The sequence below is a fragment of the Micromonospora sp. CNB394 genome, assembly GCF_000374985.1.
In the GTDB taxonomy this organism is placed as follows: Bacteria; Actinomycetota; Actinomycetes; order Mycobacteriales; family Micromonosporaceae; genus Micromonospora; species Micromonospora marina.
In genome coordinates this window covers 736,896-757,640 of the sequence record NZ_KB895825.1, presented here as the reverse complement: position 1 = coordinate 757,640, position 20,745 = coordinate 736,896, and the positions used below count along the sequence as shown (strand labels likewise).

27 protein-coding genes and 1 pseudogene are annotated in these 20,745 nt (G+C 74.5%); 13 read left to right on the top strand and 15 right to left on the bottom strand.

From position 1 onward, the window contains the following. Positions 1 to 15: 15 nt before the first annotated feature. A complete protein-coding gene (locus C569_RS29755) occupies positions 16 to 1,203 on the bottom strand; it encodes a hypothetical protein (RefSeq protein WP_081635892.1) in 1,188 nt (395 codons plus the stop codon). 90 nt (positions 1,204 to 1,293) lie between these two features. Here C569_RS29755 and C569_RS0103555 point away from each other — a divergent pair, with 90 nt between their 5' ends. Together C569_RS0103555 and C569_RS0103550 are read left to right on the top strand one after the other, a co-directional pair. Then, positions 1,294 to 1,767 carry a molybdenum cofactor biosysynthesis protein gene (locus C569_RS0103555; RefSeq protein ID WP_018784451.1) on the top strand — a complete coding sequence of 158 codons (474 nt, stop codon included), beginning with the start codon at positions 1,294 to 1,296 and terminating at the stop codon, positions 1,765 to 1,767. A 151-nt stretch (positions 1,768 to 1,918) separates the two neighbouring features. Beyond that, positions 1,919 to 2,485, top strand: coding sequence for a sigma-70 family RNA polymerase sigma factor (locus tag C569_RS0103550; RefSeq protein ID WP_018784450.1), 567 nt, complete (start codon positions 1,919 to 1,921; stop codon positions 2,483 to 2,485). A 41-nt stretch (positions 2,486 to 2,526) separates the two neighbouring features. Here the strand turns inward: C569_RS0103550 and C569_RS0103545 are convergent, their stop codons facing one another. After that, entirely contained in the window at positions 2,527 to 3,261 is a 735-nt protein-coding gene (locus tag C569_RS0103545) for a zf-HC2 domain-containing protein (protein ID WP_018784449.1), read from the bottom strand. Between the two features lie 49 nt (positions 3,262 to 3,310). Continuing rightward, positions 3,311 to 3,472: pseudogene (locus C569_RS33010) on the bottom strand (acyl-CoA synthetase); the annotation flags it as partial. 159 nt (positions 3,473 to 3,631) lie between these two features. Here C569_RS33010 and C569_RS0103535 point away from each other — a divergent pair. After that, positions 3,632 to 4,759 (top strand): CaiB/BaiF CoA-transferase family protein, encoded by a 1,128-nt coding sequence (locus C569_RS0103535; protein WP_018784447.1) that lies wholly within the window; start codon positions 3,632 to 3,634, stop codon positions 4,757 to 4,759. A 15-nt stretch (positions 4,760 to 4,774) separates the two neighbouring features. Here the strand turns inward: C569_RS0103535 and C569_RS0103530 are convergent, their stop codons facing one another. Further along, entirely contained in the window at positions 4,775 to 5,191 is a 417-nt protein-coding gene (locus tag C569_RS0103530) for an ASCH domain-containing protein (RefSeq protein WP_018784446.1), read from the bottom strand. Between the two features lie 17 nt (positions 5,192 to 5,208). Beyond that, positions 5,209 to 6,228 (bottom strand): aldo/keto reductase, encoded by a 1,020-nt coding sequence (locus C569_RS0103525; RefSeq protein WP_018784445.1) that lies wholly within the window; start codon positions 6,226 to 6,228, stop codon positions 5,209 to 5,211. Positions 6,229 to 6,376: 148 nt separating this feature from the next. On the opposite strand from C569_RS0103525, the gene C569_RS0103520 reads away from it, so the two are divergent. After that, positions 6,377 to 6,952 (top strand): TetR/AcrR family transcriptional regulator, encoded by a 576-nt coding sequence (locus C569_RS0103520; protein ID WP_018784444.1) that lies wholly within the window; start codon positions 6,377 to 6,379, stop codon positions 6,950 to 6,952. On the opposite strand, the gene C569_RS0103515 is transcribed toward C569_RS0103520, so the two are convergent. Then, positions 6,895 to 7,839, bottom strand: a complete 945-nt coding sequence (locus C569_RS0103515) for a S9 family peptidase (RefSeq protein ID WP_018784443.1) — start codon at positions 7,837 to 7,839, stop codon at positions 6,895 to 6,897. The two genes, C569_RS0103520 and C569_RS0103515, sit on opposite strands and share 58 nt — an antisense overlap. Before the next feature lie 109 nt (positions 7,840 to 7,948). On the opposite strand from C569_RS0103515, the gene C569_RS0103510 reads away from it, so the two are divergent. Then, positions 7,949 to 8,485 carry a GNAT family N-acetyltransferase gene (locus C569_RS0103510; RefSeq protein ID WP_018784442.1) on the top strand — a complete coding sequence of 179 codons (537 nt, stop codon included), beginning with the start codon at positions 7,949 to 7,951 and terminating at the stop codon, positions 8,483 to 8,485. Position 8,486: 1 nt separating this feature from the next. On the opposite strand, the gene C569_RS0103505 is transcribed toward C569_RS0103510, so the two are convergent. The 3 genes from C569_RS0103505 to C569_RS0103495 all read right to left on the bottom strand — a co-directional run bounded on the left by C569_RS0103505 (position 8,487) and on the right by C569_RS0103495 (position 11,489). Next, positions 8,487 to 10,079: a hypothetical protein gene (locus C569_RS0103505; RefSeq protein WP_018784441.1), complete on the bottom strand. Its 1,593-nt coding sequence runs from the start codon at positions 10,077 to 10,079 to the stop codon at positions 8,487 to 8,489. Beyond that, positions 10,076 to 10,963 carry an ABC transporter ATP-binding protein gene (locus C569_RS0103500; protein WP_081635891.1) on the bottom strand — a complete coding sequence of 296 codons (888 nt, stop codon included), beginning with the start codon at positions 10,961 to 10,963 and terminating at the stop codon, positions 10,076 to 10,078. The genes C569_RS0103505 and C569_RS0103500 overlap by 4 nt, the downstream gene beginning before the upstream one ends. 109 nt (positions 10,964 to 11,072) lie before the next feature. Next, positions 11,073 to 11,489 carry an MmcQ/YjbR family DNA-binding protein gene (locus tag C569_RS0103495; protein WP_018784439.1) on the bottom strand — a complete coding sequence of 139 codons (417 nt, stop codon included), beginning with the start codon at positions 11,487 to 11,489 and terminating at the stop codon, positions 11,073 to 11,075. Between the two features lie 165 nt (positions 11,490 to 11,654). Here C569_RS0103495 and C569_RS0103490 point away from each other — a divergent pair, with 165 nt between their 5' ends. From C569_RS0103490 to C569_RS0103480, 3 genes are all read left to right on the top strand, one after another. Then, positions 11,655 to 12,770 (top strand): hypothetical protein, encoded by a 1,116-nt coding sequence (locus tag C569_RS0103490; RefSeq protein WP_018784438.1) that lies wholly within the window; start codon positions 11,655 to 11,657, stop codon positions 12,768 to 12,770. Further along, positions 12,767 to 13,063 carry a MoaD/ThiS family protein gene (locus C569_RS0103485; protein ID WP_018784437.1) on the top strand — a complete coding sequence of 99 codons (297 nt, stop codon included), beginning with the start codon at positions 12,767 to 12,769 and terminating at the stop codon, positions 13,061 to 13,063. The genes C569_RS0103490 and C569_RS0103485 overlap by 4 nt, the downstream gene beginning before the upstream one ends. 66 nt (positions 13,064 to 13,129) lie before the next feature. Beyond that, positions 13,130 to 15,082, top strand: a complete 1,953-nt coding sequence (locus C569_RS0103480; RefSeq protein WP_231394695.1) for a beta-propeller domain-containing protein — start codon at positions 13,130 to 13,132, stop codon at positions 15,080 to 15,082. A 306-nt stretch (positions 15,083 to 15,388) separates the two neighbouring features. Here C569_RS0103480 and C569_RS0103475 read toward each other — a convergent pair whose 3' ends face one another. Beyond that, the gene (locus tag C569_RS0103475) at positions 15,389 to 15,799 is read right to left on the bottom strand and encodes a hypothetical protein (RefSeq protein ID WP_026267660.1); all 411 of its coding nucleotides are present in this window, start codon (positions 15,797 to 15,799) and stop codon (positions 15,389 to 15,391) included. Positions 15,800 to 15,827: 28 nt separating this feature from the next. On the opposite strand from C569_RS0103475, the gene C569_RS34055 reads away from it, so the two are divergent. From C569_RS34055 to C569_RS0103460, 3 genes are read left to right on the top strand one after another with little or no spacing between them, the layout of a single operon-like run. Further along, the gene (locus C569_RS34055; RefSeq protein WP_231394694.1) at positions 15,828 to 16,001 is read left to right on the top strand and encodes a hypothetical protein; all 174 of its coding nucleotides are present in this window, start codon (positions 15,828 to 15,830) and stop codon (positions 15,999 to 16,001) included. A gap of 34 nt (positions 16,002 to 16,035) precedes the next feature. Continuing rightward, the gene (locus C569_RS34050) at positions 16,036 to 16,311 is read left to right on the top strand and encodes a substrate-binding domain-containing protein (RefSeq protein ID WP_026267659.1); all 276 of its coding nucleotides are present in this window, start codon (positions 16,036 to 16,038) and stop codon (positions 16,309 to 16,311) included. 38 nt (positions 16,312 to 16,349) lie between these two features. Next, the gene (locus C569_RS0103460) at positions 16,350 to 16,859 is read left to right on the top strand and encodes a pyridoxamine 5'-phosphate oxidase family protein (protein ID WP_018784435.1); all 510 of its coding nucleotides are present in this window, start codon (positions 16,350 to 16,352) and stop codon (positions 16,857 to 16,859) included. A gap of 54 nt (positions 16,860 to 16,913) precedes the next feature. Here C569_RS0103460 and C569_RS34045 read toward each other — a convergent pair whose 3' ends face one another. The 3 genes from C569_RS34045 to C569_RS0103445 all read right to left on the bottom strand — a co-directional run bounded on the left by C569_RS34045 (position 16,914) and on the right by C569_RS0103445 (position 17,833). Then, the gene (locus tag C569_RS34045) at positions 16,914 to 17,105 is read right to left on the bottom strand and encodes a hypothetical protein (RefSeq protein ID WP_231394712.1); all 192 of its coding nucleotides are present in this window, start codon (positions 17,103 to 17,105) and stop codon (positions 16,914 to 16,916) included. Positions 17,106 to 17,222: 117 nt separating this feature from the next. Next, positions 17,223 to 17,381 carry a hypothetical protein gene (locus C569_RS34035; RefSeq protein ID WP_018784433.1) on the bottom strand — a complete coding sequence of 53 codons (159 nt, stop codon included), beginning with the start codon at positions 17,379 to 17,381 and terminating at the stop codon, positions 17,223 to 17,225. Between the two features lie 122 nt (positions 17,382 to 17,503). After that, positions 17,504 to 17,833 carry a hypothetical protein gene (locus C569_RS0103445; RefSeq protein WP_018784432.1) on the bottom strand — a complete coding sequence of 110 codons (330 nt, stop codon included), beginning with the start codon at positions 17,831 to 17,833 and terminating at the stop codon, positions 17,504 to 17,506. Between C569_RS0103445 and C569_RS0103440 the strand changes: the two genes are divergently transcribed. Next, entirely contained in the window at positions 17,824 to 18,237 is a 414-nt protein-coding gene (locus tag C569_RS0103440; protein ID WP_018784431.1) for an NUDIX domain-containing protein, read from the top strand. The two genes, C569_RS0103445 and C569_RS0103440, sit on opposite strands and share 10 nt — an antisense overlap. Here C569_RS0103440 and C569_RS0103435 read toward each other — a convergent pair. Together C569_RS0103435 and C569_RS0103430 are read right to left on the bottom strand one after the other, a co-directional pair. Further along, the gene (locus tag C569_RS0103435) at positions 18,234 to 19,124 is read right to left on the bottom strand and encodes an arginase family protein (RefSeq protein ID WP_018784430.1); all 891 of its coding nucleotides are present in this window, start codon (positions 19,122 to 19,124) and stop codon (positions 18,234 to 18,236) included. The genes C569_RS0103440 and C569_RS0103435 overlap by 4 nt on opposite strands. 22 nt (positions 19,125 to 19,146) lie before the next feature. Continuing rightward, entirely contained in the window at positions 19,147 to 19,806 is a 660-nt protein-coding gene (locus C569_RS0103430) for a class I SAM-dependent methyltransferase (protein WP_018784429.1), read from the bottom strand. A 4-nt stretch (positions 19,807 to 19,810) separates the two neighbouring features. On the opposite strand from C569_RS0103430, the gene C569_RS29740 reads away from it, so the two are divergent. Then, a complete protein-coding gene (locus C569_RS29740; protein ID WP_155945486.1) occupies positions 19,811 to 20,710 on the top strand; it encodes a hypothetical protein in 900 nt (299 codons plus the stop codon). Positions 20,711 to 20,745 lie beyond the last annotated feature (35 nt).

Genomic DNA, 20,745 nt, shown 5'->3' with positions numbered 1-20,745 from the left:
GGGTTAGGGGTTCGGCTACCCCGAGGGGTGCGGCGGCTCGGACGAGACGGTCGGGTTCGGCTCGCCGGTCGAACCGGGCCCTCCGGTCGGACCCGGTTCGCCCGTCGGGCTCGCGGTCGGCACCGGAGTCACCTGATCGGCAGGAGAACCGGGCGGCTCGACGGGCGTCGACGGGTGGTCGCCGACGCGGGCCGGCGGCGAACCGGCCACGGGCGGTGCGGTGGTGAGGGCCCGCGCCCCGGACTCCGGGGTCACGTTCGGGCGCTTCGGTGGCGGCGCGGACCGGGCCGGCCGGACCGCCGGCGACGACGGTGTGACCGGGATCGCCGCGGGCGGCGCCGAAGAAACGGAAGGCGCGGCCGTCGTGGCGGGAGCGACCGGGCGGGCGGCTCGGCGGTGTCCCGGGTCGGTCTGCCCTGCGGTGGCCGTCCAGGTGCCGGCGGAGGTGACGCCCAGCAGCACGGCCACCGCCGCGACACCCGCCGCGGCCAGCCGCTGGGACAGCGCCCGTTCGGCCGGGGCGTCCCACGGGCCGAGCGGCCGGGGTGGCCGGGGCCGGGCGGCCCGGTGGGCGGACCGCAGCGCCTCGACGTCCTCGACCACCGCCTGCCGCTTACCGGTGGCGACAGCGTGGGCGAGGGTGAGGTAGAACCTGGTGTTCGCCGCCCCCGCAGCCGGTACGCGCAGGCCCGCCGGTGTGCCGCCGTCGGCGTCGTGCAGCAGGGTGACCGGCCGGTCCGGGTGATGCCCGGGGCCGCGTACGTCCGGCAGGGACCAGTCCCGCCGGGCGTCGTGCCCGGCGAAGGCCACCCGCCGGTCGGTCACCACTGCGGCGCCGCTGTCGACCACCCGCAGTCCCGCCGGTAACGGGCCGTCGGCCGGGTCGAGACAGCCGGCCAGCGTGCGGCCCGGCGCCGGCAGTCCGGGCAGGTGCCGGGCTGTGGCCTCGACCAGGTCGACGGCGGGCAGGATCCGGTAGACGACCTCGCCGTCGTCCAGCGGCACCGGCAGCGCGGTGCCGGGCAGCGCACAGCCGCGGAAGCCCGCTGCCTCCATCGACAGCCGGTCGAGGTGCTCGGCGCGGCGGCGCCAGATCCGGGCCGCCGACTCGTACGCCTGGCGCCGGCGCTCGTTCTCGCGCCTCGCCCAGGCCAGTCGCCGCTGCGGATGTGCTCCGATCGCATCGGGTCGCCTCGCCGTCACGCCTGGTACAACGCCCAGCGGAGAGGGCGGATACGTGAGCGCGGCTATCGTCCGGTTTGGCGCTGGTATGCCCGCGATTAGACTTCTGGCATGCCGCGGATCGTCCAGTTGCTGGCCTCGCCCGTGCACCGGTACGTGGGCCGCCCGGCGGACGGACCCGCCCCCGCGCCGCCCGGCGAGCTGGTCGACCGGGTGGAGCTACGCGCCGGGCTCGGCGTCGTCGGCGACCGCTACTTCGGCCGGCCCGCGCACCGGCAGGCGAGCGTCACGCTGATCGCGCGGGAGTCGCTGCCGCCCGGCGCGGACCTCACCCAGCTGCGCCGCAACGTCCTGACCGAGGGCATCCCCGTGGACGAGCTGGTCGGCCGAGTGCTCACGCTCGACTCCGGCGACGGTCCGGTCCGGCTGCGGGTCCACCGGGCCGCGCCGCCCTGCGCCTGGCTCGACGTGGTGGTCGCTCCCGGTACGTGGAAGGCGCTGCGCCGCCGCGGCGGTGTCCGATGCGCCCCGCTCACCGACGGCGTCCTGCGGGTCGGGCCGGTCACCGCGTCCGTGGACGATTGACCCGGTTCGGGAACTTCTGCCATCCTGCGGCCGACCAACCGTGGGGCGACCGGCACTCCGGCGTCGCAGGAGGGACGCCAGGAATGAACCGAGCGGGGCGCGCATCCGTACCGTCCGGCATGAGCATGCCGGACCGGCGGGTCGGCCGCGGATGAGCGCGGACGCCGACGACGAGCAGGTGACCGTGTGGGCGCGACGCGCCGCCCGGGGAGACCAGATGGCCGCCGCCGCGTTCGTCCGGGCCCTCCAGGCACCCGTGTGGCGTTTCCTCGCCCATCTCGCCGGGCCCGCCGAGGCCGACGACCTCGCCCAGGAGACGTTCCTGCGCGCGCTGCGCAGCCTGCCCGGCTTCGCGGGCCGGTCGTCGGCGCGTACCTGGATCTTCACCATCGCCCGCCGGGTCGCGGTGGACCACGTGCGGACGGCGATCGCCCGTCCCCGGGTCGCCGCGTTGCCGGACTGGCAGGCCGCCGCCGAGGCGGCCGGCGCGGTGAACGGCGGCGGGGAGGACGGGGTGGTGCTGCGCGGCCTCATCGCCACGCTGCCGCCGGACCGGCGGGAGGCGTTCGTGGCCACCCAGGTGCTCGGCCTGTCCTACGCCGAGGCGGCCGAGGTGTGCGGCTGCCCGGTGGGCACCATCCGCTCCCGCGTGGCCCGCGCCCGGGAGGACCTGGTGGCCGCCTGGTCCGGCGACGCCCGCGACCGCCGGGCCCGCTGAGACGGCGACCGGCCGGGGCCCGCCGCGCGCTGAGCGGACGGTCAGGCGGCGCGCCGGTCGCGGGCCTGTGCCGGGTACGGGCCGGGCGGCACCAGCCGCAGCGCCGGCGCGGCCGGTTCCTCGGCCGGCAGCGCCCACCGGGACCGGTCCGGCCGGCGCTGACCGGGCGGGGTGTCGCCGGGGCGTCGGCCGAGGCGGGACAGCACCAGCGTCACCGCCCAGCCGACCAACAGGAAGCCGTGGCTGACCAGCCGGGTCATCGCCACCTGCCCGGTGATCAGGTCGTTCACCGACAGCAGCACGAGCGTCGCGACGAACGCGCTCAGCATCGGCAGCAGACCGGACGGAGCGGACCGGCGAGCGGCCACGTAGAGGAACCCGGCGCCGACGGCGACGTTCCACGCCGCCGACTCGTGCCACAGGTGCTGGCCGGAGGTGTGCGCGTGCGTGACGACCGCCTCCCGGCCGATCTGGGCCAGGCCGAGGACGAGCTGCACCGCGCCGAGCAGGCCGAGCGCCCCGCGCAGCCCGAGCGTGATCCGGTGACGGCGGCCGGGCCGGGGCGGGGGAGCGGCGGCCAGGACCGCGTCGACCAGATCGGGCACCCGCGGGGCGAGCTGCGTACGGGCCCGCCGGGTCACCGACGCGGCCGAGTCGAACCAGCCGCGGCATCCGGGGCAGCCGGTCAGGTGCGCCTCGGCCGCCTCGATCTCCGAGCCGGACGCCTCACCGTCCAGCTGTGCCGACAGGATTTCCCGCCACTGCTCACACACCATGTAGGGATAGTCGTCGGAAGCGGTGCGCTGGTTCCCGGCGGGGTGCGGGTCACGCCTCGGTCAGGCGGGACTTCTGCACCTTGCCCATCGCAGCCGCACCTGCCGGGGGGCGTTTGTGCGCGGACAGGTGCCGCGCCACGAAGTCGATCAGCTCCGTCTCGGCCACGCCGTCGCCCTCCACGTACGCGGTCACCTGCTGCCCCGGGTCGGGCGAGCGCCGGGCCAGGTCCAGCGGGGCGACTCAGCGGTGACACGCGCGCCCCTTCCCGGTGTGTCCGCCCGGCGTACCGCGACCGTAGCCGGGCCGGCCACCCCTGCCGGGCATGCCGTCGGGTATGTGTCATCGTGGTCGGCGGCGAGGGAGGGTGTCATGTCGGGTCCGTTGCGCGGGGTGCTCGTCGCCGACTTCTCCCGGATCCTCGCCGGGCCGTACGCGACGATGCTCCTGGCCGACCTCGGCGCGGACGTGGTCAAGGTGGAGGCGCCCGGCGGCGACGACACCCGCGGGTGGCGGCCCCCGGTGCGCGACGACGTCTCCACCTACTACCTGGCGGTCAACCGCAACAAGCGTTCGCTGGTGCTCGATCTGACCGATCCCGGTGACCTGACGCTGGCGCACCGGCTCGCCGACCGGGCCGACGTGCTGATCCAGAACTTCCGCCCGGGCGCGCTGCGCCGTTTCGGCCTCGACCACGACTCGGCCACCGCCCGCAACGCCCGCCTGGTGTACGCCTCGATCAGCGGCTTCGGCTCCGCCGGGGGCGCCGACCTGCCCGGGTACGACCTCATGGTGCAGGCAGCGGCCGGGCTGATGAGCCTCACCGGGGACGCGGACGGTCCGCCCTACAAGGCCGGGGTGGCCGTGTTCGACGTGATCGCCGGACTGCACGCGGCGGTCGGGATCCTGGCCGCGCTACGGCACCGGGAGTCCACCGGGCGCGGGCAGCACGTCACTGTGGACCTGCTCTCCTCGGCGCTGTCCGGCCTGGTGAACCACACCGGTGCCTACGTCGCGGGGGCAGCGGCGCCGCACCGGATGGGCAACGCGCACCCGAGCATCGTGCCGTACGAGCCGCTGCCCACGGCCGACGGCGAGCTGGTGGTGATCGCCGGGAACGACGGCCAGTTCCGTACCCTCTGCCGGGTGCTTCGCGTGCCGGAGCTGGCCGACGACGTACGGTTCCGCCGCAACGCCGACCGCACCGCGCACCGCGACGAGCTGCGTCCGCTGCTGGTGGCGGCGCTGTCCCGGCGCGGCAGCGCGGACTGGTTCGCCGAGCTGCGCGCGGCAGGGGTTCCGTGCAGCCCGATCAACTCGGTGGCCGAGGGGGTGGCGCTGGCCCAGGGCCTGGGCCTGGATCCGGTTATGACGACCGGCGGGGTGCCCGGGATCCGGAACCCGATCGGCCTGTCCGGGACGCCGCCCCGCTACGACCTGCCGCCGCCGGAGCTGGACGAGCACGGCGCCGAACTGCGCGCCTGGCTCGCCACGGAGTGACCGGCCCGGACGCCGTCAGAGCGTCTCGACCAGCCGGAAGCGTTGCAGCACGGCCGGGGTGTCGTCGTCCACTGTGAACGCGCTGTCGCCGAGCCAGCCGCGGTAGTCGTCGCCGTGCCAGAAGCGTTCGTGGCCGGCGCGCCAGGCGGCGACCGTCTCGAACCCCTCGCCCTCGTCCCGGGCGTGGTCGAGGTCGACGTCGCCGAGGCGGACGACGCGGACCTCGACCAGCTCGATCACCGCCACCGGCCGGCCGTCGGAGTCGATCACCGCCGAGCGGGTGCCGACGTCGGGTAGCGGCTCATCGTCGATCTCGTAGTCCTGGAGCAGCGCGGTGGTGGTGGTCTTGCTCCCGTCGAGCACCGCGGCGACGAGCTGGTCGCGCAGCGGGCCGGGGAAGGCGAACTCGAAGGTGGGCAGGTCGGCGTCCATGCGCGGCAGCGTAGCGGTCAGCGGCGGCGCAGCGCGGGGTCGAGCAGAGCGGGCGGGGTGTCGTTCTTCTCCTGCGGGGCCAGGTCGACGCCGGGGGCGACGATCGCGTCGATCGCGTCCAGGGTGTCGGCGCTGAGCACGGTGCTGGCGGCGGCGAGCTGGCTGTGCAGGTGTTCCGGCGTACGCGGCCCGATGATGGCGCTGGTCACGGCGGGGTGCGCGGTGACGAAGCCGAGCGCGAGCTGGATCAGGGTGAGACCGGCGTCGTCGGCGACACCGGCCAGCCGTTCCACCGCGTCGAGCCGGGCCCGGTTGGCCGGGACCGCCGGGTCGAAGCGCTGGGGCATGAACGTGGACCGGTGGGTGGTGATCTCGCGGCCGGCCCGGATCGCCCCGGAGAGCCAGCCCGACGCGAGCGGGCTCCAGACCAGGACGCCGAGCCCGTAGTGCTGCGTGACCGGCAGGACGTGCGCCTCGACGCCTCGTTGCAGGATCGAGTAGCTGGGCTGCTCGGTGGCGTACCGGCCGAGGTGATGCTCGCGGGCCGCCCACTGCGCCTCGACCAGGCGGTGGGCCGGGTAGGTGGAGGTGCCGAAGTGCCGGATCTTGCCGGCCTGCCGCAGGTCGGTGAGCGCCGACAGCGTCTCCTCGTCGCTGGTGGCCGGATCCCAGCGGTGGATCTGGTAGAGGTCCACGTGGTCGGTGCCGAGCCGGCGCAGGCTGTCCTCCAGCGCGGTGACCAGCCAGCGCCGGGAGCTGCCGCGGCGGTTGCGGTCCTCGCCCATGGGCAGGGCGGCCTTCGTGGCGAGCACCACGTCGTCGCGGCGGCCGGCGATCGCCCGGCCCACCATCTCCTCGGAGATCCCGTTGCCGTAGACGTCGGCGGTGTCGATCAGGTTGATCCCGGCGTCCAGGGCGGCGCCGACGAGCGCGGTGGCCTCCTCCTGGGTGGTGCCCCCGATCGGGCCGAGGTTCATGGCGCCGAGCGCGAGTGCGCTGACCTGTACGCCGGTGCGGCCCAGGGTGCGGTACTGCATGGGTTTCCCTCCGGTGGCCGCGACGGGCGCGACCTGATTCGGTGATCTCGCGTCCCACCTGGCACCATGGCCATGCGGAACATTGCTCCGTTAACCATACGGAACGCTGTTCCGCTTAACAAGCGCTGGCCAGGAGGAGACGCCGAACGTGACCGACACCACCGAACCGGGCCGCCGCCGGGCCGACGCGCGGCGCAACCAGCGCTCGCTGCTCGACGCCGCCGCCGCGGTCTTCGTCGCCTCCGGCGTCGAGGCCCCGGTCCGCGACATCGCCGCCGCGGCCGGCGTCGGCGTGGGCACCGTCTACCGGCACTTCCCGACCCGGGCCGACCTCGTCGTCGCGGTCTACCGGCATCAGGTCGAGGCGTGCGCCGAAGCCGGCCCGGTCTGCCTCGCCGAGGGGCCCACCCCGTACGCGGCGCTGACCCGGTGGATCGACAGTTTCGTCGACCTCCTGGCTACCAAACACGGGCTCGCCGCCGCGCTGCGCGCCGACAGCGGGCAGTTCGACGCGTTGCACAGCTACTTCGTCGACCGGCTGGTGCCCGTCTGCGCCGATCTGCTCGCCGCCGCGGCGGAAGCCGGCGAGATCCGCCGGGACGTCGACGCGTACCAGCTGCTGCGCGGCGTCGGCAACCTCTGTATCGGCGCGGACAGCGACCCGCGCTACGACGCGCGCCGGCTGGTCGGTCTGCTGCTCGCCGGCCTGCGGTCCCCTGACTGACGGCCGGGCCAGCCGTCGACCGGCAGCCGCCGGTCGAGCCAGTCCAGGAGCACCCGCTCGTACTGCGGTGCGATGCTGTCCAGGCCCTCGCCCCCGCCCAGCGTGGGCGCATGGTCGCAGCCGGCCAGCCGGGCCACCGTCAGCTCGGCGTCGCGTGCCGCCCGCTGCCACACCGCCAGGCTGTCCTCGATCGGGATCCACGCGTCGGTCTCGCCGTGGCAGAGCAGCACCGGGCAGGTCAGCCGCGCCAGCACCGGCGCCGGGTCGTAGTCCATGTCGGTCCAGGTGCCGGGCACCGCGGGCAACTCCTCCGGCAGGAACGCCAGCGGGAACCACTGCCGCCGCGTCGCCGCGTCGATCGCCGCCTGTGCCAGCGGCCGTGGCACGTCGCCGCGCTGGAAGCCCTCGGCGAGGCGCCGCACCTCGGCCAGCTCGGCGAGGTCGGCCGGGCCGTAGCCGTTGCGGCGGAGCTGCTCGGCGGTGCCGTGCCGCATCTGGGCGGCCGGGCTGACCGCGCTGCACCCGACCAGCACCAGGAAGCCGACCGGGTGCCGGGTGGCGGTCAGCGCCGCCGCCCACGCGCCCTGGCTGAAACCCCACAACCCGACCGGGACCGGCCCGATGTGCCGGCGCAACTCGGTCACCGCTGCCGACGCGTCCTCGGCCTGGTCGGCAAGTGGCACGTCGTGCCCGTCCACCCGCGGGCGGCGGTCGTACCGCAGCACCGCGATCCCGGCCGGAGGCAACAGCCGGGCCAGGTGCTCGTAGAGGAAGAAGGAGCGGTGCCCGGCGTGCGAGCCGTGCAACACCACCAGGCCGCCGCGCACCGGCCCGGACGGCCGGTCGAGGACGGCGGGCAGGCCCGCCGCGCCGACAGTCGTCTCCATGCCGGGCAGTGAACCACGAACCGTTCGTCCCCGGTGGTCCCCGCCGCCGTCCGGGACACCCGCGTGCGTACGCTGACCAGGTACGCCGCCGCGACCGTGGAGAACCGCCATGACCAGCCCCGCACCCCGTACCGTCCGGGTCGCCCGCCCCGAGGACGTCGCCGTCCTCGTCGACCTGATCGAGTCGGCGTACCGGGGCGAGCGCAGCCGGCAGGGCTGGACCCACGAGGCGGACCTGCTGGCCGGGCAGCGCACCGACCCGGAGATGGTGGCCGCGGCGGTCACCGGCAAGGACGGCGTGGTGCTGGTCGCCGAGCAGGGCGACGACCTGGTGGCCTGCTGCCAGCTGGAACGCCGCGACGACCACGTCTACTTCGGCATGTTCGCGGTCGCGCCCGGCCGGCAGGGCGGCGGCGTGGGCCGGGAACTGCTGGCCGCCGCCGAGCGCCACGCGGTGCAGCAGTGGCACGCCGGCGAGATGCGGATGACCGTGATCGTCCAGCGCGACGACCTGATCGCCTGGTACGAGCGGCGCGGCTACGTCCGTACCGGCGAGCTGAGCCCGTTCCCGTACGGCGACGAGCGGTTCGGCGTGCCGCTGCGTCCGGACCTGGCGTTCGAGACGCTGCGCAAGAAGCTCGGCTGACTCATCCCGCCAGGTCCCGGCGGCCGTAGGCCCACCCGCCCAGGGCGGCCAGGGCGACCGCCGCCGCGAGCAGCACGCCCTGAGCCGTCCAGTTCGGCGCCGCGTCGGGCACGGCGGCGAGATGCGCGTACGGCGACAGCGTGCCGATCCAGGCGGGCGCGCGCACGCTCTCGGCCACCACGGTCAGCAGGAAACCGCCGGCTGTGGGCAGCATCCCCAGCACGGCGACCAGCCGGGGTGCCGCCCCGACGGCGAGGGTGGCCGCCCCGGCGCCCAGCAACGCGAGCGGCAGCACGTTGAGCGTGCCCGCGAGGGCGGCGGTGACGGGCAGGCCGGCACCGACCAGGGCCGTGCCCAGCCACGTCGCGAGACCGGCGGCCAGCGCCAGCGCCACCGCCCCGGCGGACGCGCTGGCCACCTCGGCGGCGAGCAGCCGGGCCCGGCTGACCGGACCGGCCCACAGCAGCGTGAGCCGACCGGCGGCCTCCGCCCCGACGAAGGCGTGCAACCGCGCGGTGGCGAACGCGCCGATCGGCACCGCCAGCAGTGCGAACAGCGTGGCCACGTACCCCCGCACGTGGTCGAGCCCGCCGAAGCCCGCCCGCGCGGCGAGGTCGGCAAAGGCGGGGTTCTCCTCCAGGAAGCCGGTCAGCGACGTGGCGAGCACGCCGATCAGCAGGAAGTAGGCGGCGACGCCGGTGGTCCAGCCGGCGAGCGGGCGCAGGGCGCGTCGTACCGCGAAGGCCGGCACCGAGCCGAGCAGGCCGCGTCGCGGCGCCCGGCCGGCCGGCGGGCGCAGCAGTCCCGCTCCCACGTCGCGCCGGCGGCACAGGGCCAGCGCCGCCCCGGCCAGCAGAACGACGGCGGTCAGCGACACGAGCAGTGGCAGCCACCGGTTGTCGTGGTAGGGACGGGTGAGCGCGAGCGGGCCGTACGGCGGCAGCCACCGCAGCCACGCCGACGCCGGCCCGGTGTCGCCGACCATCCGCGCCAGCAGGCCGGCCCCGAGCACGGCCAGGCCGGTGCCCGTCGCCCCCGCCCGGGTCGGCTGGACCTGCACGACGACGGCGCCCACCGCGGCCGCGAACGCGCCGGCCGAGGCGAGACCGGCGCCGTGCAGCAGCGCACCCTGCCACGGTGTGCCGGCGATCGTCAGCGTGGCCGCGAGCAGCGTCCCCGCCAGTGCCGACGTCGCCATCAGCGGCGCCAGGTGACGCCGCAGCACCGCGGCGGGCGTCAGCCTGCCCGCGAGCAGCAGCCCCCACCGGCCGGCCTCCTCCTCGCCCCGGGTCGTCCGGACGGTCGCCAGCAGGCTCCACACGCTGAGCAGCACGGCCAGCACCGTGCCGGTGCGCCACACGGTGAACCCGCCGGCGGTGTCCAGGGCGACCGGCTCGCCGAACAACGTACGGATCGCGGGGTTGCGCGCCAGCGCCTCCAAGGCGGCGGCGTCCATGCCCTCGCCGACGGTCCGCGCGTAGGTGGCCACCACCAGGGCGGACATGCCGACTGTCACGCCGGTCACGACGAGGGCCGGCCGCCAGATCCCGCGGACGGCGAGCAGACTGACCGCTGTGCCGGCCGGCCGCGTCACGCCTGCTCCCCGTAGTAGTCGAGGAAGATCTCCTCCAGGCTGGGCTCGCGCACGGTCAGGGTGCTGATCTCCGCCCCGGACAGGGCGCGCAGCGCGGCGGCGGGCGGGCCGGCGAGGGTGAAACGCAGCAGCCCGTCACGCTCCTCGACCGCTTCGACGCCCGGCACGCCGGCCAGATCCGGGGCCGAGCCGGTGAACCGTACCGTCACCTCGTTGCGGTGCAGCCGCCGCAGCTGCGGCACCGGGGCGATGTCCACGAGCCGGCCGGCCCGCAGGATCGCCACCCGGTCACAGACCGCCTCCACCTCGGCGAGCTGGTGCGAGCAGAGCAGCACGCTCTGCCCGTTGTCGCGCGCCTCGCCCACCGCCCGGCGGAACTGCAGCTCCATCAGTGGATCCAGGCCGCTCGTCGGCTCGTCCAGCACGAGCAGCGGCGCCCGGGTGGCGAACGCGGCGACCAGGGCGACCTTCTGCCGGTTCCCGGTCGAGTAGGCACCGGCCGGGCGGGACGGGTCGAGGGCGAACCGCTCGACGAGTTCGTCCCGGTAGCCGGCGTCGACGCCGGGACCGGTCGCGGCGAGCAGGTCGAGGATCTCCGCGCCGGTGAGCTGCGGCCAGAGCGCCACGTCGGCCGGCACGTACGCCAGCAGCCGGTGCGCCGCCCGCACATCCGCCGCGTCCACCTCGAAGATCCGGGCGAGACCCCGGGTCGGACGGGCGAGGCCGAGCAGCAGCCGGATGGTGGTGGACTTGCCGGCGCCGTTCGGGCCGAGGAGGCCGACCACCTCACCGGCGGCGACGGTCAGATCCAGGCCGTCGAGGGCCACCAGGCGGCCGTAGTGTTTGGTCAGGTCACGGGTGTGTACAGCGGGGTGGGCTCGCATCGCGTGGCTCCAGGGTCCGGCGGGGCAACGACCGCCGACCAGGCTTCCCGGCACACCACGCCCACCGTACTGCCGACGCCTCGGCCCTGGGAAGTCCCGGTCGGCGCCGTCACCGCCCCGGCGGCCCGTCGACGAGCGCGACGAGCTTCTTCGGGGCCAGCACGCAGTAGCTCTCGGTGAGCAGTTCGGCGACCTCGATCCAGTCCGTGTCCGCGTCCAGCCGCAGGCCGACCACGTCGGCGGCCCAGTCCGGCTTGAAGAAGTGCGGCCCGGCCGCGAGCAGCCCGGCGATCTCGTCGCCGGGGGAGCGGAACGTCATTACGCACACCGGCTCGTCGGTCGCCGCGGCCCGCGCGTACGCCGCCTGGTGGCCCGGGTCGACGGTGAGCACGTGCGCGAACGTGCGGCCGCGGACGCGCCACCGGACGCCGACCCAGGCCGCCTCCTCGTAGGTCTCCGGCAGGCCGAGGCAGACCGGCCGCAGTCGGTCGAGGTGCTCGGGTGGGACGTCTCCGGGGCCGGTCATGCGAGCAGGCTAGCCGCAGCCCCCGACATTGCGGCCGCACCGGCGTGGCGGCCCCGCCGTCGCGCGGTCGGGACGGAAATGTCGTAGCCGGGGAGTACGACAGCGATGAGTTCCGGTGAGCCGCACGGTCAGTGCGGGGATGACCCTCGGACGAGAGGACGAGACATGAGCGGCGTACGAGTACTTGTCGGCACGCGCAAGGGCGCGTTCATCCTGACCTCGGACGGCAAGCGCGACGACTGGACCGTCGACGGGCCGTACTTCGGCGGCTGGGAGATCTACCACCTGACCGGCTCACCCGTCGAACCGGACCGGCTGTACGCGTCCCAGTCCGGCGGCTGGTTCGGGCAGCTGATCCAGCGCTCGGACGACGGTGGCCGGACCTGGGAGACGGTCGGCAACGACTTCGCCTACAGCGGCGAGGTCGGTCAGCACCTCTGGTACGACGGCACTCCACGGCCGTGGGAGTTCAAGCGGATCTGGCACCTGGAGCCGTCCCGCCACGACCCCGACACCGTGTACGCGGGCGGCGAGGACGCCGCCCTCTACCTGACCACCGACGGCGCCCAGAAGTGGTCCGAGCTGACCGCTCTGCGCCAGCACCCGACCGGCCCGTCCTGGCAGCCCGGCGCGGGCGGGATGTGCCTGCACACGATCCTGCTCGACCCGGCCGACCGGGACCGGATCTACGTGGCGATCTCGGCGGCGGGCGCGTTCCGCAGCGACGACGCCGGCGCGAGCTGGCTGCCGATCAACAAGGGGCTCCGCTCGGGCGAGATCCCCGACACCGACTCGGAGGTCGGGCACTGCGTGCACCGGCTCGCGCAGCATCCGTCCCGGCCGGACACGCTGTTCATGCAGAAGCACTGGGACGTCATGCGCACCGACGACGCCGGCGCCAACTGGCGGGAGGTCAGCGGCGACCTGCCGACGGACTTCGGCTTCCCGATCGCGGTGCACGCGCACGAACCGGAGACGATCTACGTGGTGCCGATCACCAGCGATTCGCTGCACTACCCGCCGGAGGGCAAGCTGCGGGTCTACCGCAGCCGTACCGGCGGTGAGCACTGGGAGCCGCTGACCGAGGGGCTGCCGCAGTCGCACTGCTACGTCAACGTGCTGCGCGACGCGATGGCCGTCGACACGCTCGACCCGTGCGGCGTCTACTTCGGCACCACCGGTGGTCAGGTCTACCACTCGGCCGACGGCGGCGACACGTGGGCGCCGATCGTGCGGGACCTGCCGGGCGTGCTCTCGGTCGAGGTCCAGGTGCTGCCGTGATCCGGGTGGTGCTGCCGGCGCACCTGAAGAACCTGGCCCACGTCACCGGCGAGGTCCGTGTCGAGGTGGCCGGGCCGCCCACCCAGCGGGAGGTGCTCGACGCGCTGGAGGCCGCGTACCCGATGCTCCTGGGCACGATCCGCGACCGGCACAGCGGGAAGCGCCGGCCGTTCGTCCGCTTCTACGCCTGCGAGCTGGACCTCTCCAACGAGTCCCCGGACGACCCGCTGCCCGAGGAGGTGGTCGCCGGGAAGGAGCCGTTCATCGTGCTCGGCGCGATGGCGGGCGGTTGAGCGCCACGCCCGGCGGTTGAGCGGCCGGGCCGGGAACCGCGCTCGTCGCCGCCGCGTCTGACCGGCATGACCCGTCACGCATCCCGGACGTACCGGTGGATGATGGCCGCCACGTTGGTCCTCGCCGGCTGCACCGCGGCACCGCCGCGCGCCGACCCGTCGCCCACCGGGCGGGTCGTACCGACCGGCGGACTGCGGCTGGTGGCCTTCGACAACTGCGACGAGGCGCTGCGGCAGCTCCGCACGGCCGCCAAGGCGGCGGTCGGGCCGTGGGGCTTCGGATCGGACGACCTCCGGCAGTTCAGCGAGAAACGGGCGGCGGTCGGTGGCGCCGCCGAGGACGCGGCGGCGGCGGTGTCCACACCCGACTTCTCCGGCACCAATGTGCACGAACCGGGCGTGGACGAACCGGACCTGGTCAAGACCGACGGGCAGCGGATCGTCACGGTCAGCCGGGGCGTGCTGTCGGTGGTCGATCCGGCGACCCGGCGCGTGACCGGCCGGCTTACGCTCAACCCCGACGCCGAGCGGTTCTCCGGTGGCGAGGCGAGCCTGCTGCTGCACGGCGACCGGGCGCTCGTGCTGCTGGGTCCCGGACAGCCTGTCTGGGGGCCGGTGCCGGGCGGTCCGGCGGTCCGGCGCACGAACGCGCAGGCGCGGCTGGTCCTGGTGGATCTCGCCGGGCCGCCCCGCGTGGTGGGGGAGTACCGGATCGACGGTCTTCTGGTCGACGCGCGGCAGGTCGGCGCGACCGCCCGCGTCGTGATCCGGTCCTCGCCCCGGCTCGACTTCCCCCACCTCGCCGGCCACCGGACCGACGCGCAGCGGATCGCGGCCAACCGCGCGGTCATCGACAAGGCCACGCTCGACGACTGGCTGCCCGGTTACGAGATCCGCGACGGCGTGCGGACCGTCGGCACCGGGCGGGTGGGCTGCGACCGATTGAGCCGGCCGGCCGGCTTCTCCGGCGCGTCGATGGTGACTGTGCTCAGCTTCGACCTGGGCGCGTCCGCGCTGGGTTCCGGTGACCCGGTCACCGTGGCCGCCGACGGCGACACCGTCTACAGCAACGGCGCACGCCTCTACGTCGTCAACGACCACCGCTGGCGGATGTGGCGGGGCGGACCGTCCGCGGCGCACGACATCAGCACCGAGATCTACCAGTTCGACACCGTGGCGGGCACACCGCGCTTCGTCGCCGCCGGGTCCGTGCCCGGCTGGCTGATCGGCCAGTACGCGCTGTCCGAGTGGGACGGTCACCTGCGGGTCGCCACCACCACCGGCGACACCTGGGGGCGCGGAACGTCCTCGCAGTCCGGCGTGTACGTGCTGCGCGCCGACGGGGCCACACTCAAGCGGGTCGGCGCGGTGACCGGCCTGGGCAAGGGCGAGCGGATCTTCGCGGTGCGGTTCGTCGGCGGCATCGGCTACGTGGTGACGTTCCGGCAGACCGACCCGCTGTACGGCGTGGACCTGCGCGACCCGGCCGCGCCCCGGGTCACCGGCGAGCTGAAGATCAACGGGTACTCGTCGTACCTGCACCCGGCCGGTGACGGCCGCCTGATCGGGGTCGGTCAGGACGCGACCGACCGGGGACGGGTGACGGGCACCCAGGTGTCGCTGTTCGACGTGGCCGACCCGACCCGTCCGGCGCGCGTCGCCCAGCACCACGTCCCCGGCGGCTGGTCCGAGGCCGAGCACGACCCGCACGCGTTCCTCTACTGGGCGCCGGAGCGCCTGGTGGTGCTCCCGGTACGGCAGCCGGGCATGGACACCGTCCAGGCCGACGGCACGAAGCGCCCGCCGTCCGGGAGTGTGCTCGCACTGCGAATGGGCGACAAGGGCTTCACCGTCGCCGGCACCGTCGACCACCCGGGGGCCCTGGCCGACGGCGGCGAGTGGGCGCCGATCCGCCGCTCGTTGATGATCGACGACGTGCTCTGGACGGTCTCCGACGCCGGTCTCAAGGCGACCGCCCTGTCCGGCATGACCACCCTCGCCTGGGTGCCCCTGACCTGACGCCGGCCGGGGGATCCCGTCGTGGAGACGGGCGCCGCCCCGGATGATCGGGCCGTGCGTATCCGACTGCGGCGACTGTGGATCGACGGGCGCACCTTCACCTGGCGGGCGGAGATCCCGGAGGTGCGGGGCGACGGAGACTGCCACCGCTGCATCCGGGTCCGGATCGGGGGCGGCGGCACGTACCCGCTCGCGGAGCGGGAGCATGCGGTCCGGTTCCGGTTGCCCGGCTCCTGCGCCATCCACAGCGCCACCTGCCGCGGCCCGCCCGCGAGCAGCAGCAGGCCGGCGAGCGCCGTGAGGGGGTCAGTCATGCCGGTGTGGCGAACGGTCCCTCCGGTCCGAACGCAGCGCCGCGAACCGCTCGCCGATGCGGCGATCGGCGGCCGGGTCGGGGTGCAGCTCGTCGGGCAGCGGCAGTTCGGCGTAGTCGGCCTCGCCGTACAGCTCCCGCCCGTCGAGGTAGTACAGATTCGGGTCCGTCCCGGACCGGGACGCCACGATCCGGGCCAGCTCGGTGCGGATGACGCGCAGCGTGAGCCGGCCGGCGGCCACCTCGGCCGGGTCGCCGGTGGCCCGGAACCGGACCTTGCCGTCGACGAACTCGACCGCGCCCGGGCCGGGCGTGTCCTCCTGGATCGGGCACAGGATCGACGACACGACCAGCAGCGGCGTGTGCGGGTGCCCCTCCCGGATGGTGTCCAGGAAGCCGTGCACGGCGGAGCCGAACGCGCGCAGGCGCGCGTTGCTCGGCCTGAGCCACCGCCGCTTCGCGGTGCTCTCCGGCCCGCCCGAACTGACCACTGTCGCCGACCGGCTCGGCGGGTTCCGCGACGAGCTGGCCGCCGCCGGTGTGACGCTCGATCCGGCGGCGGTGGCCGAGCCGGTTTCACCCGCGACGGCGGCTACCGGGCGATGACCGAGCTGCTCGACCGCGGGCTCGACCCACCTGCGTGTTCACGTGCACCGACGTGATGGCCGTCGGCGCGTACGCGGCGCTGCGCGAGCGCGGGCTGTCGGTGCCCGGCGACGTCTCGGTCGCCGGTTTCGATGACATCCCGGTCGTTTGCGACCTCACCCCACCGCTGACGCCGCTGCCGCTGCCGCTGCACCGGCTCGGCGAGGAGGCGATAAAACTCGCCCTGACCGAGAACGCCGGCCGTCGCCGCCGGACCGTGCGCCTGCCCGGCGACGTCGTGATGCGGGCCAGCGCGGCGCCGGTCGCCTGAGCCCGGCTGGTAGGGTGCCTCATGATCGAGGACGCCCCGTGCCGTTGACGAACCCCTGGCTGGCCGGAGCGACGCCGACGAGGAAGCTGGACCGGGACCGCCTGGAGGAACGCATCCTCAACCTGCTGTCGTCGCAGAACATGTGCGTGCTCGCCACGGCCGGGCCGGACGGCCCGCTGGCCACGCCGGTGCGCTACTATCCGCTCGGCTTCACGCTGATGTTCACCGCCGCCCCGCGCTCGCCGAAGATGCGTAACATCGCCGCCGATCCGCGGGTGTCCGTCGGCGTTTTCGCACCGCTGGTCGGGCTGGCCAGCAGCCGTGGCGCCCAGGTGTTCGGCGCCGCCAGGGTGCTCGGCCCGGAGCACCCCGACCGGGCCCACCACTGGGCCGCGTTCCGGTGGGAGAACGAACACGCCGAGCGCGGCCGGTCGCTGTCCGAGCCGCCCGAGGACCCACTCGTCGTGATCGAGGCCGACCGGATCGTCTACACCGAACACTGGCTGCGCCGCGAGGGCTACGCCCCACGCCAGCACTGGCGTCGCTGACACCGCCCGCCGCTCGCTGCTTCGCGCGGGGTGGAGCGCCATGCGTGAGGCGCGCTACCGGCCGGCGGGGGAGCGGGTGGCGCGGAGCAGGTTGCCGGCCAGGCGCAGGTCCGCGCCGCCGACCCGGGCGAGCACGTCGATCGGCTCGACGGTGACCTGCGTCCAGTCCGGCTCGGGGAAGGCCGCACGCAGGGCGCCGGCGTCCAGGCCCCTGCCTTCGCCCGCCTCCGGCGACACCGCCAGCACGAACACCGCACCGGCAGGCCCGCCTCGGCCGCCTTGGTCCGGGCCTGGCTGATCGCCACCGGCGAGATGTCGACGCCTGTCACGTCGTGGCCACGGCAGGCCAGCGCGAGCGCCAGCTCACCGGGTGCCGCACCCGACGTCGAGCACGCGCGGCCCGCGTACCCCGGTGTCGAGGACCGCGGCGAGCGCCGGTTGCGGGCCACCGATCTCCCACGGCGGCCGGTCGGTGGCCCGGTAGAGGCGGTCGTAGCGGACGTCGTCCGGCTCGTCGGTCATCGCGTACCCCCGCGGTCGGCGCGGCCACCCCCGAGCGTGTCACGTCCGGCGGCGATCAGTGCCCCCGTCAGGCGGTCAGAACCGCAGGTGGCGGTAGCCGACCTCGGCGGTCCGCTGCGGCGTCACGTCAGGGGTGTCGTTTCCACGATGTACTCCATGACCTGGTGCCCCCGGAAGATCCGCGCGAAGTCGATCACCCCGGTGCCCAGGTCGGCGATGTCGCCGGTGGCCGGGTCGCGGTGCAACACCCGCTGCTGCGCCGAGCGGATCACGTCCGGCGTGAAGCCCTCCGGGTCGTCGACGCCCTCGCCGGAGGTGATGCCGCCGGTGACCGCCCAGTAGATGTCGATCTCCAGGTGTACCAGGCTTTCGATGTCTGGGTGGAAACGCGCGGCGGAAAGTTGCGACTGCGTGTCGCCGGTGTCGCGTGGCAGGCTCAGGCATGGCCGCATACGACGTCGCTCTCGTCCTGCTCGTCGACCCGACCGGCGCGATCCTCATGCAGCACCGCGACGGCAACGCGCCGGTCGCGCCGTACAAGTGGGGCCTGCCCGGCGGCAGCATCGAGCCCGGCGAGACACCGGAGCAGGCCGCCCGCCGTGAGCTACACGAGGAGACCGGCCTGACGGCCGGTGAGCTGCACCTGCTGTGGAGCGGCCCCCGACCACACGAGGACGGCTTTCCGCACACCGTCACCGTGTACGTCTTCCGCGGCGCCACCGACGCCCGGCAGGAGGACGTGGTGCTCGGCGAGGGGCAGGCGATGGTCTTCGTGCCGCGCGACGAGGTGCTCGACCGCGACCTGGCGGTCAGCGCGGCGAAGGTGCTGCCGCTGCATCTCGCGGAGACCGCCTAGCGCCCGGTCAGCGCCCCGGCCAGCACACTGGCGAACCGGGGGAGCAGCTCGTCGTCGGGCAGATGATCCGGGTTGATCTCGGTGACCGACAACCCGGCGAACCGAGGGCTCGCCACCAGCTCCGCCAGCGTCACCGCCGCCTCGCCGAGGCTGAGCCCGAACGGCTCCGGCACGTCCGCCAGCGGCGCGTCCACGAAACTCAGCACGTCCACGTCGAAGTGCACCACGAACCGATCGGCCCCGCCCTCGGCCACCGACCGGGCCCGGCGCGCCGCCGCCCCCGCGTCGGCGTGCACCTCGTCGGCCGGCACGTACGCAAGGCCCAGCTCCGCCACCAGCTCCCGCTCGTGGTCACCGCGGGGCAGCGAGTCTCCGTACACCACCACCCGATCCGGCGACAGCAACGGCACCGCCGGCCCGACACCGGCCACCTCGGGCAGCGTCCCCGGCAACCCGAGCATGTGTGCCAGCCCCATGGCGTCCAGGTTGCCGTTCGCGCGGGTCTCCGGCGTGTAGAGATCCGGGCCGCCGTCCACGTACACCAGCGCCGGCGACAGCCCGGCACGCGCACAACCGGCGACCAGGCCGACGGTCACCGTGCAGTCGCCGCCGAGCACCAGCGGCGCGCGCCCCCGCACCAGCGCCGCCACGACCCGGTCGGCCACCGCCGAGGCGACGGCGGCCACCGCGCCCGCGTTCTGACCCCTGGGGTACGCGGGATCCGGCCGCCACCGGAAGCCCGGTACGTCACCGGCGTCCTCGACGCCGGCGCCCAGCAGGTCGAGCAGGCCCGCGGCGCGCAGGGCGGCCGGGGCGCGCTCGATGCCCGGGGTGTGGGCACCGGCACTCGACGGGGCTCCGACGACCGTCCACTGACGATGATCCATCGCCCCACCCTAACCGCGTGTTTCAGCGCAGCACGAGCAGATCGAGGGCGTCGACGACCGGACCGGTCTGGGTCCTTGCTGCTTCGCGCAACCGCTGGACGCCCGCGGCGTACTCCGCGTCGGTGATGAGCTGAAGCGGCGTGTGCGCCTCCCGGCGCAGGCCGGCCGCCGCCTCCCGCAGCGACGGTGCGGTGACCTGCGGAACCTGCTCGACCGCCGCGGTGGCGAACCCGGCGGCGGCGAAGGCGGCCTCGACGCCGGCGATCCCGGGGTACGTGTCGAGCACCCGGATCGCCTCGGGGAAGTAGTCGAACAGCGTGATCGCCTCGTGCCGCCCGGCGAACGCGGACCGGATGAGCACCGGGGCTCCGGGCCGCAGCACCCGGCGCAGTTCGCGCGCCGCGGCGGCCAGGTCGGGCACTTGGTGGACGACTGTGGACAGCCACACGCCGTCGACGCTGTCGTCGGTCAGGGGGATGTGCCCGGCGTCGCCCGCGACGAGTGGCGCGAACGCGCACCGGGCGCGCATCGCCGCCGACGGTTCGACGGCGACCACGTCGACGCCGGGGAACCAGTCGGTGAACGCGCGTGCCCAGGCGCCGGTCCCGGCACCCAGGTCGAGCAGTCGCATCCCCGGGCGCGGGGTGAGGTGGCGGGTGACGGCGGCCCTCGGCACACCCACCTACATGGCTCCGGAGCAGGCGCTCAACACCGCGGTCGGCCCTCGCGCTGACCTGTACGCGCTCGGCTGCGTCCTCTTCGAACTGCTCACCGGCAACCCGCCGTACCGGGCCGACAATCCGCTCGGCATGTTGCACCGGCACATGAACGACCCGGTTCCGTCGGTGTTGGCGCACCGAGCCGGTGTGCCGGACGCCCTCGTGCAACTCGTCTTCGGGTTGCTCGCCAAGGACCCTCAGCACCGTCCCGGTTCGGCCGCCGAGGTGTACGAGATCCTGGCCCCGTTCGGCGCCGTCGAGCCAGAGCGGGCTGCGGACCTCGCCATGACCGTAGTTGGTGGTGAGCGCGTTGATCCCACCATGCCGTACCGATATCCGTTCGAACCGCTCCCGCCCCGGACGCCGCTGCCATCCACGCGTGTCGACATAGCGCGGCCTCGCGCCGCGGTTGAACTCGTCGAGCCGCCGTCGCTCGACGAGTTGGCCGAGGTTGAGGAGCGCGCGTGGGCGCTTGCCGAGGAGGAACGGTTCACCCAGGCAGCTGAACTGATCGAGACGGCTATTCGGCCGCTGAGAAAGGGGCATGGGGCCAAGCAACCGCGGATCCTGGAGCTGCGGCTCAACCTCGCCAACCTCCACGTCCTTGCCGGGGCTTTCCGGCAAGCACTGCCCGAGTTTCAACAGCTCATCGTTGACCTGGCCCAGCGGCCCGTCCCGGATCAGGAGCTAATCTGGCAGTGCCGGCAGCAGGCGGCGGTCTGCCAGGCGGAGTTGGGCGAGGCGAACGCAGCGCTGGGCGAGCTGAGAGAACTTCTGGCAGAGGAGCAGCGAGCGCTCGCACCAAGCTCACCCGAGCTGTTCCCCCTTCGCCAACAAGTCGCCATGCTCGCCGCTGGGGGTCGGTGACTTCGCCGAGGCCAGGCGTGGGTTGGATGATTTGT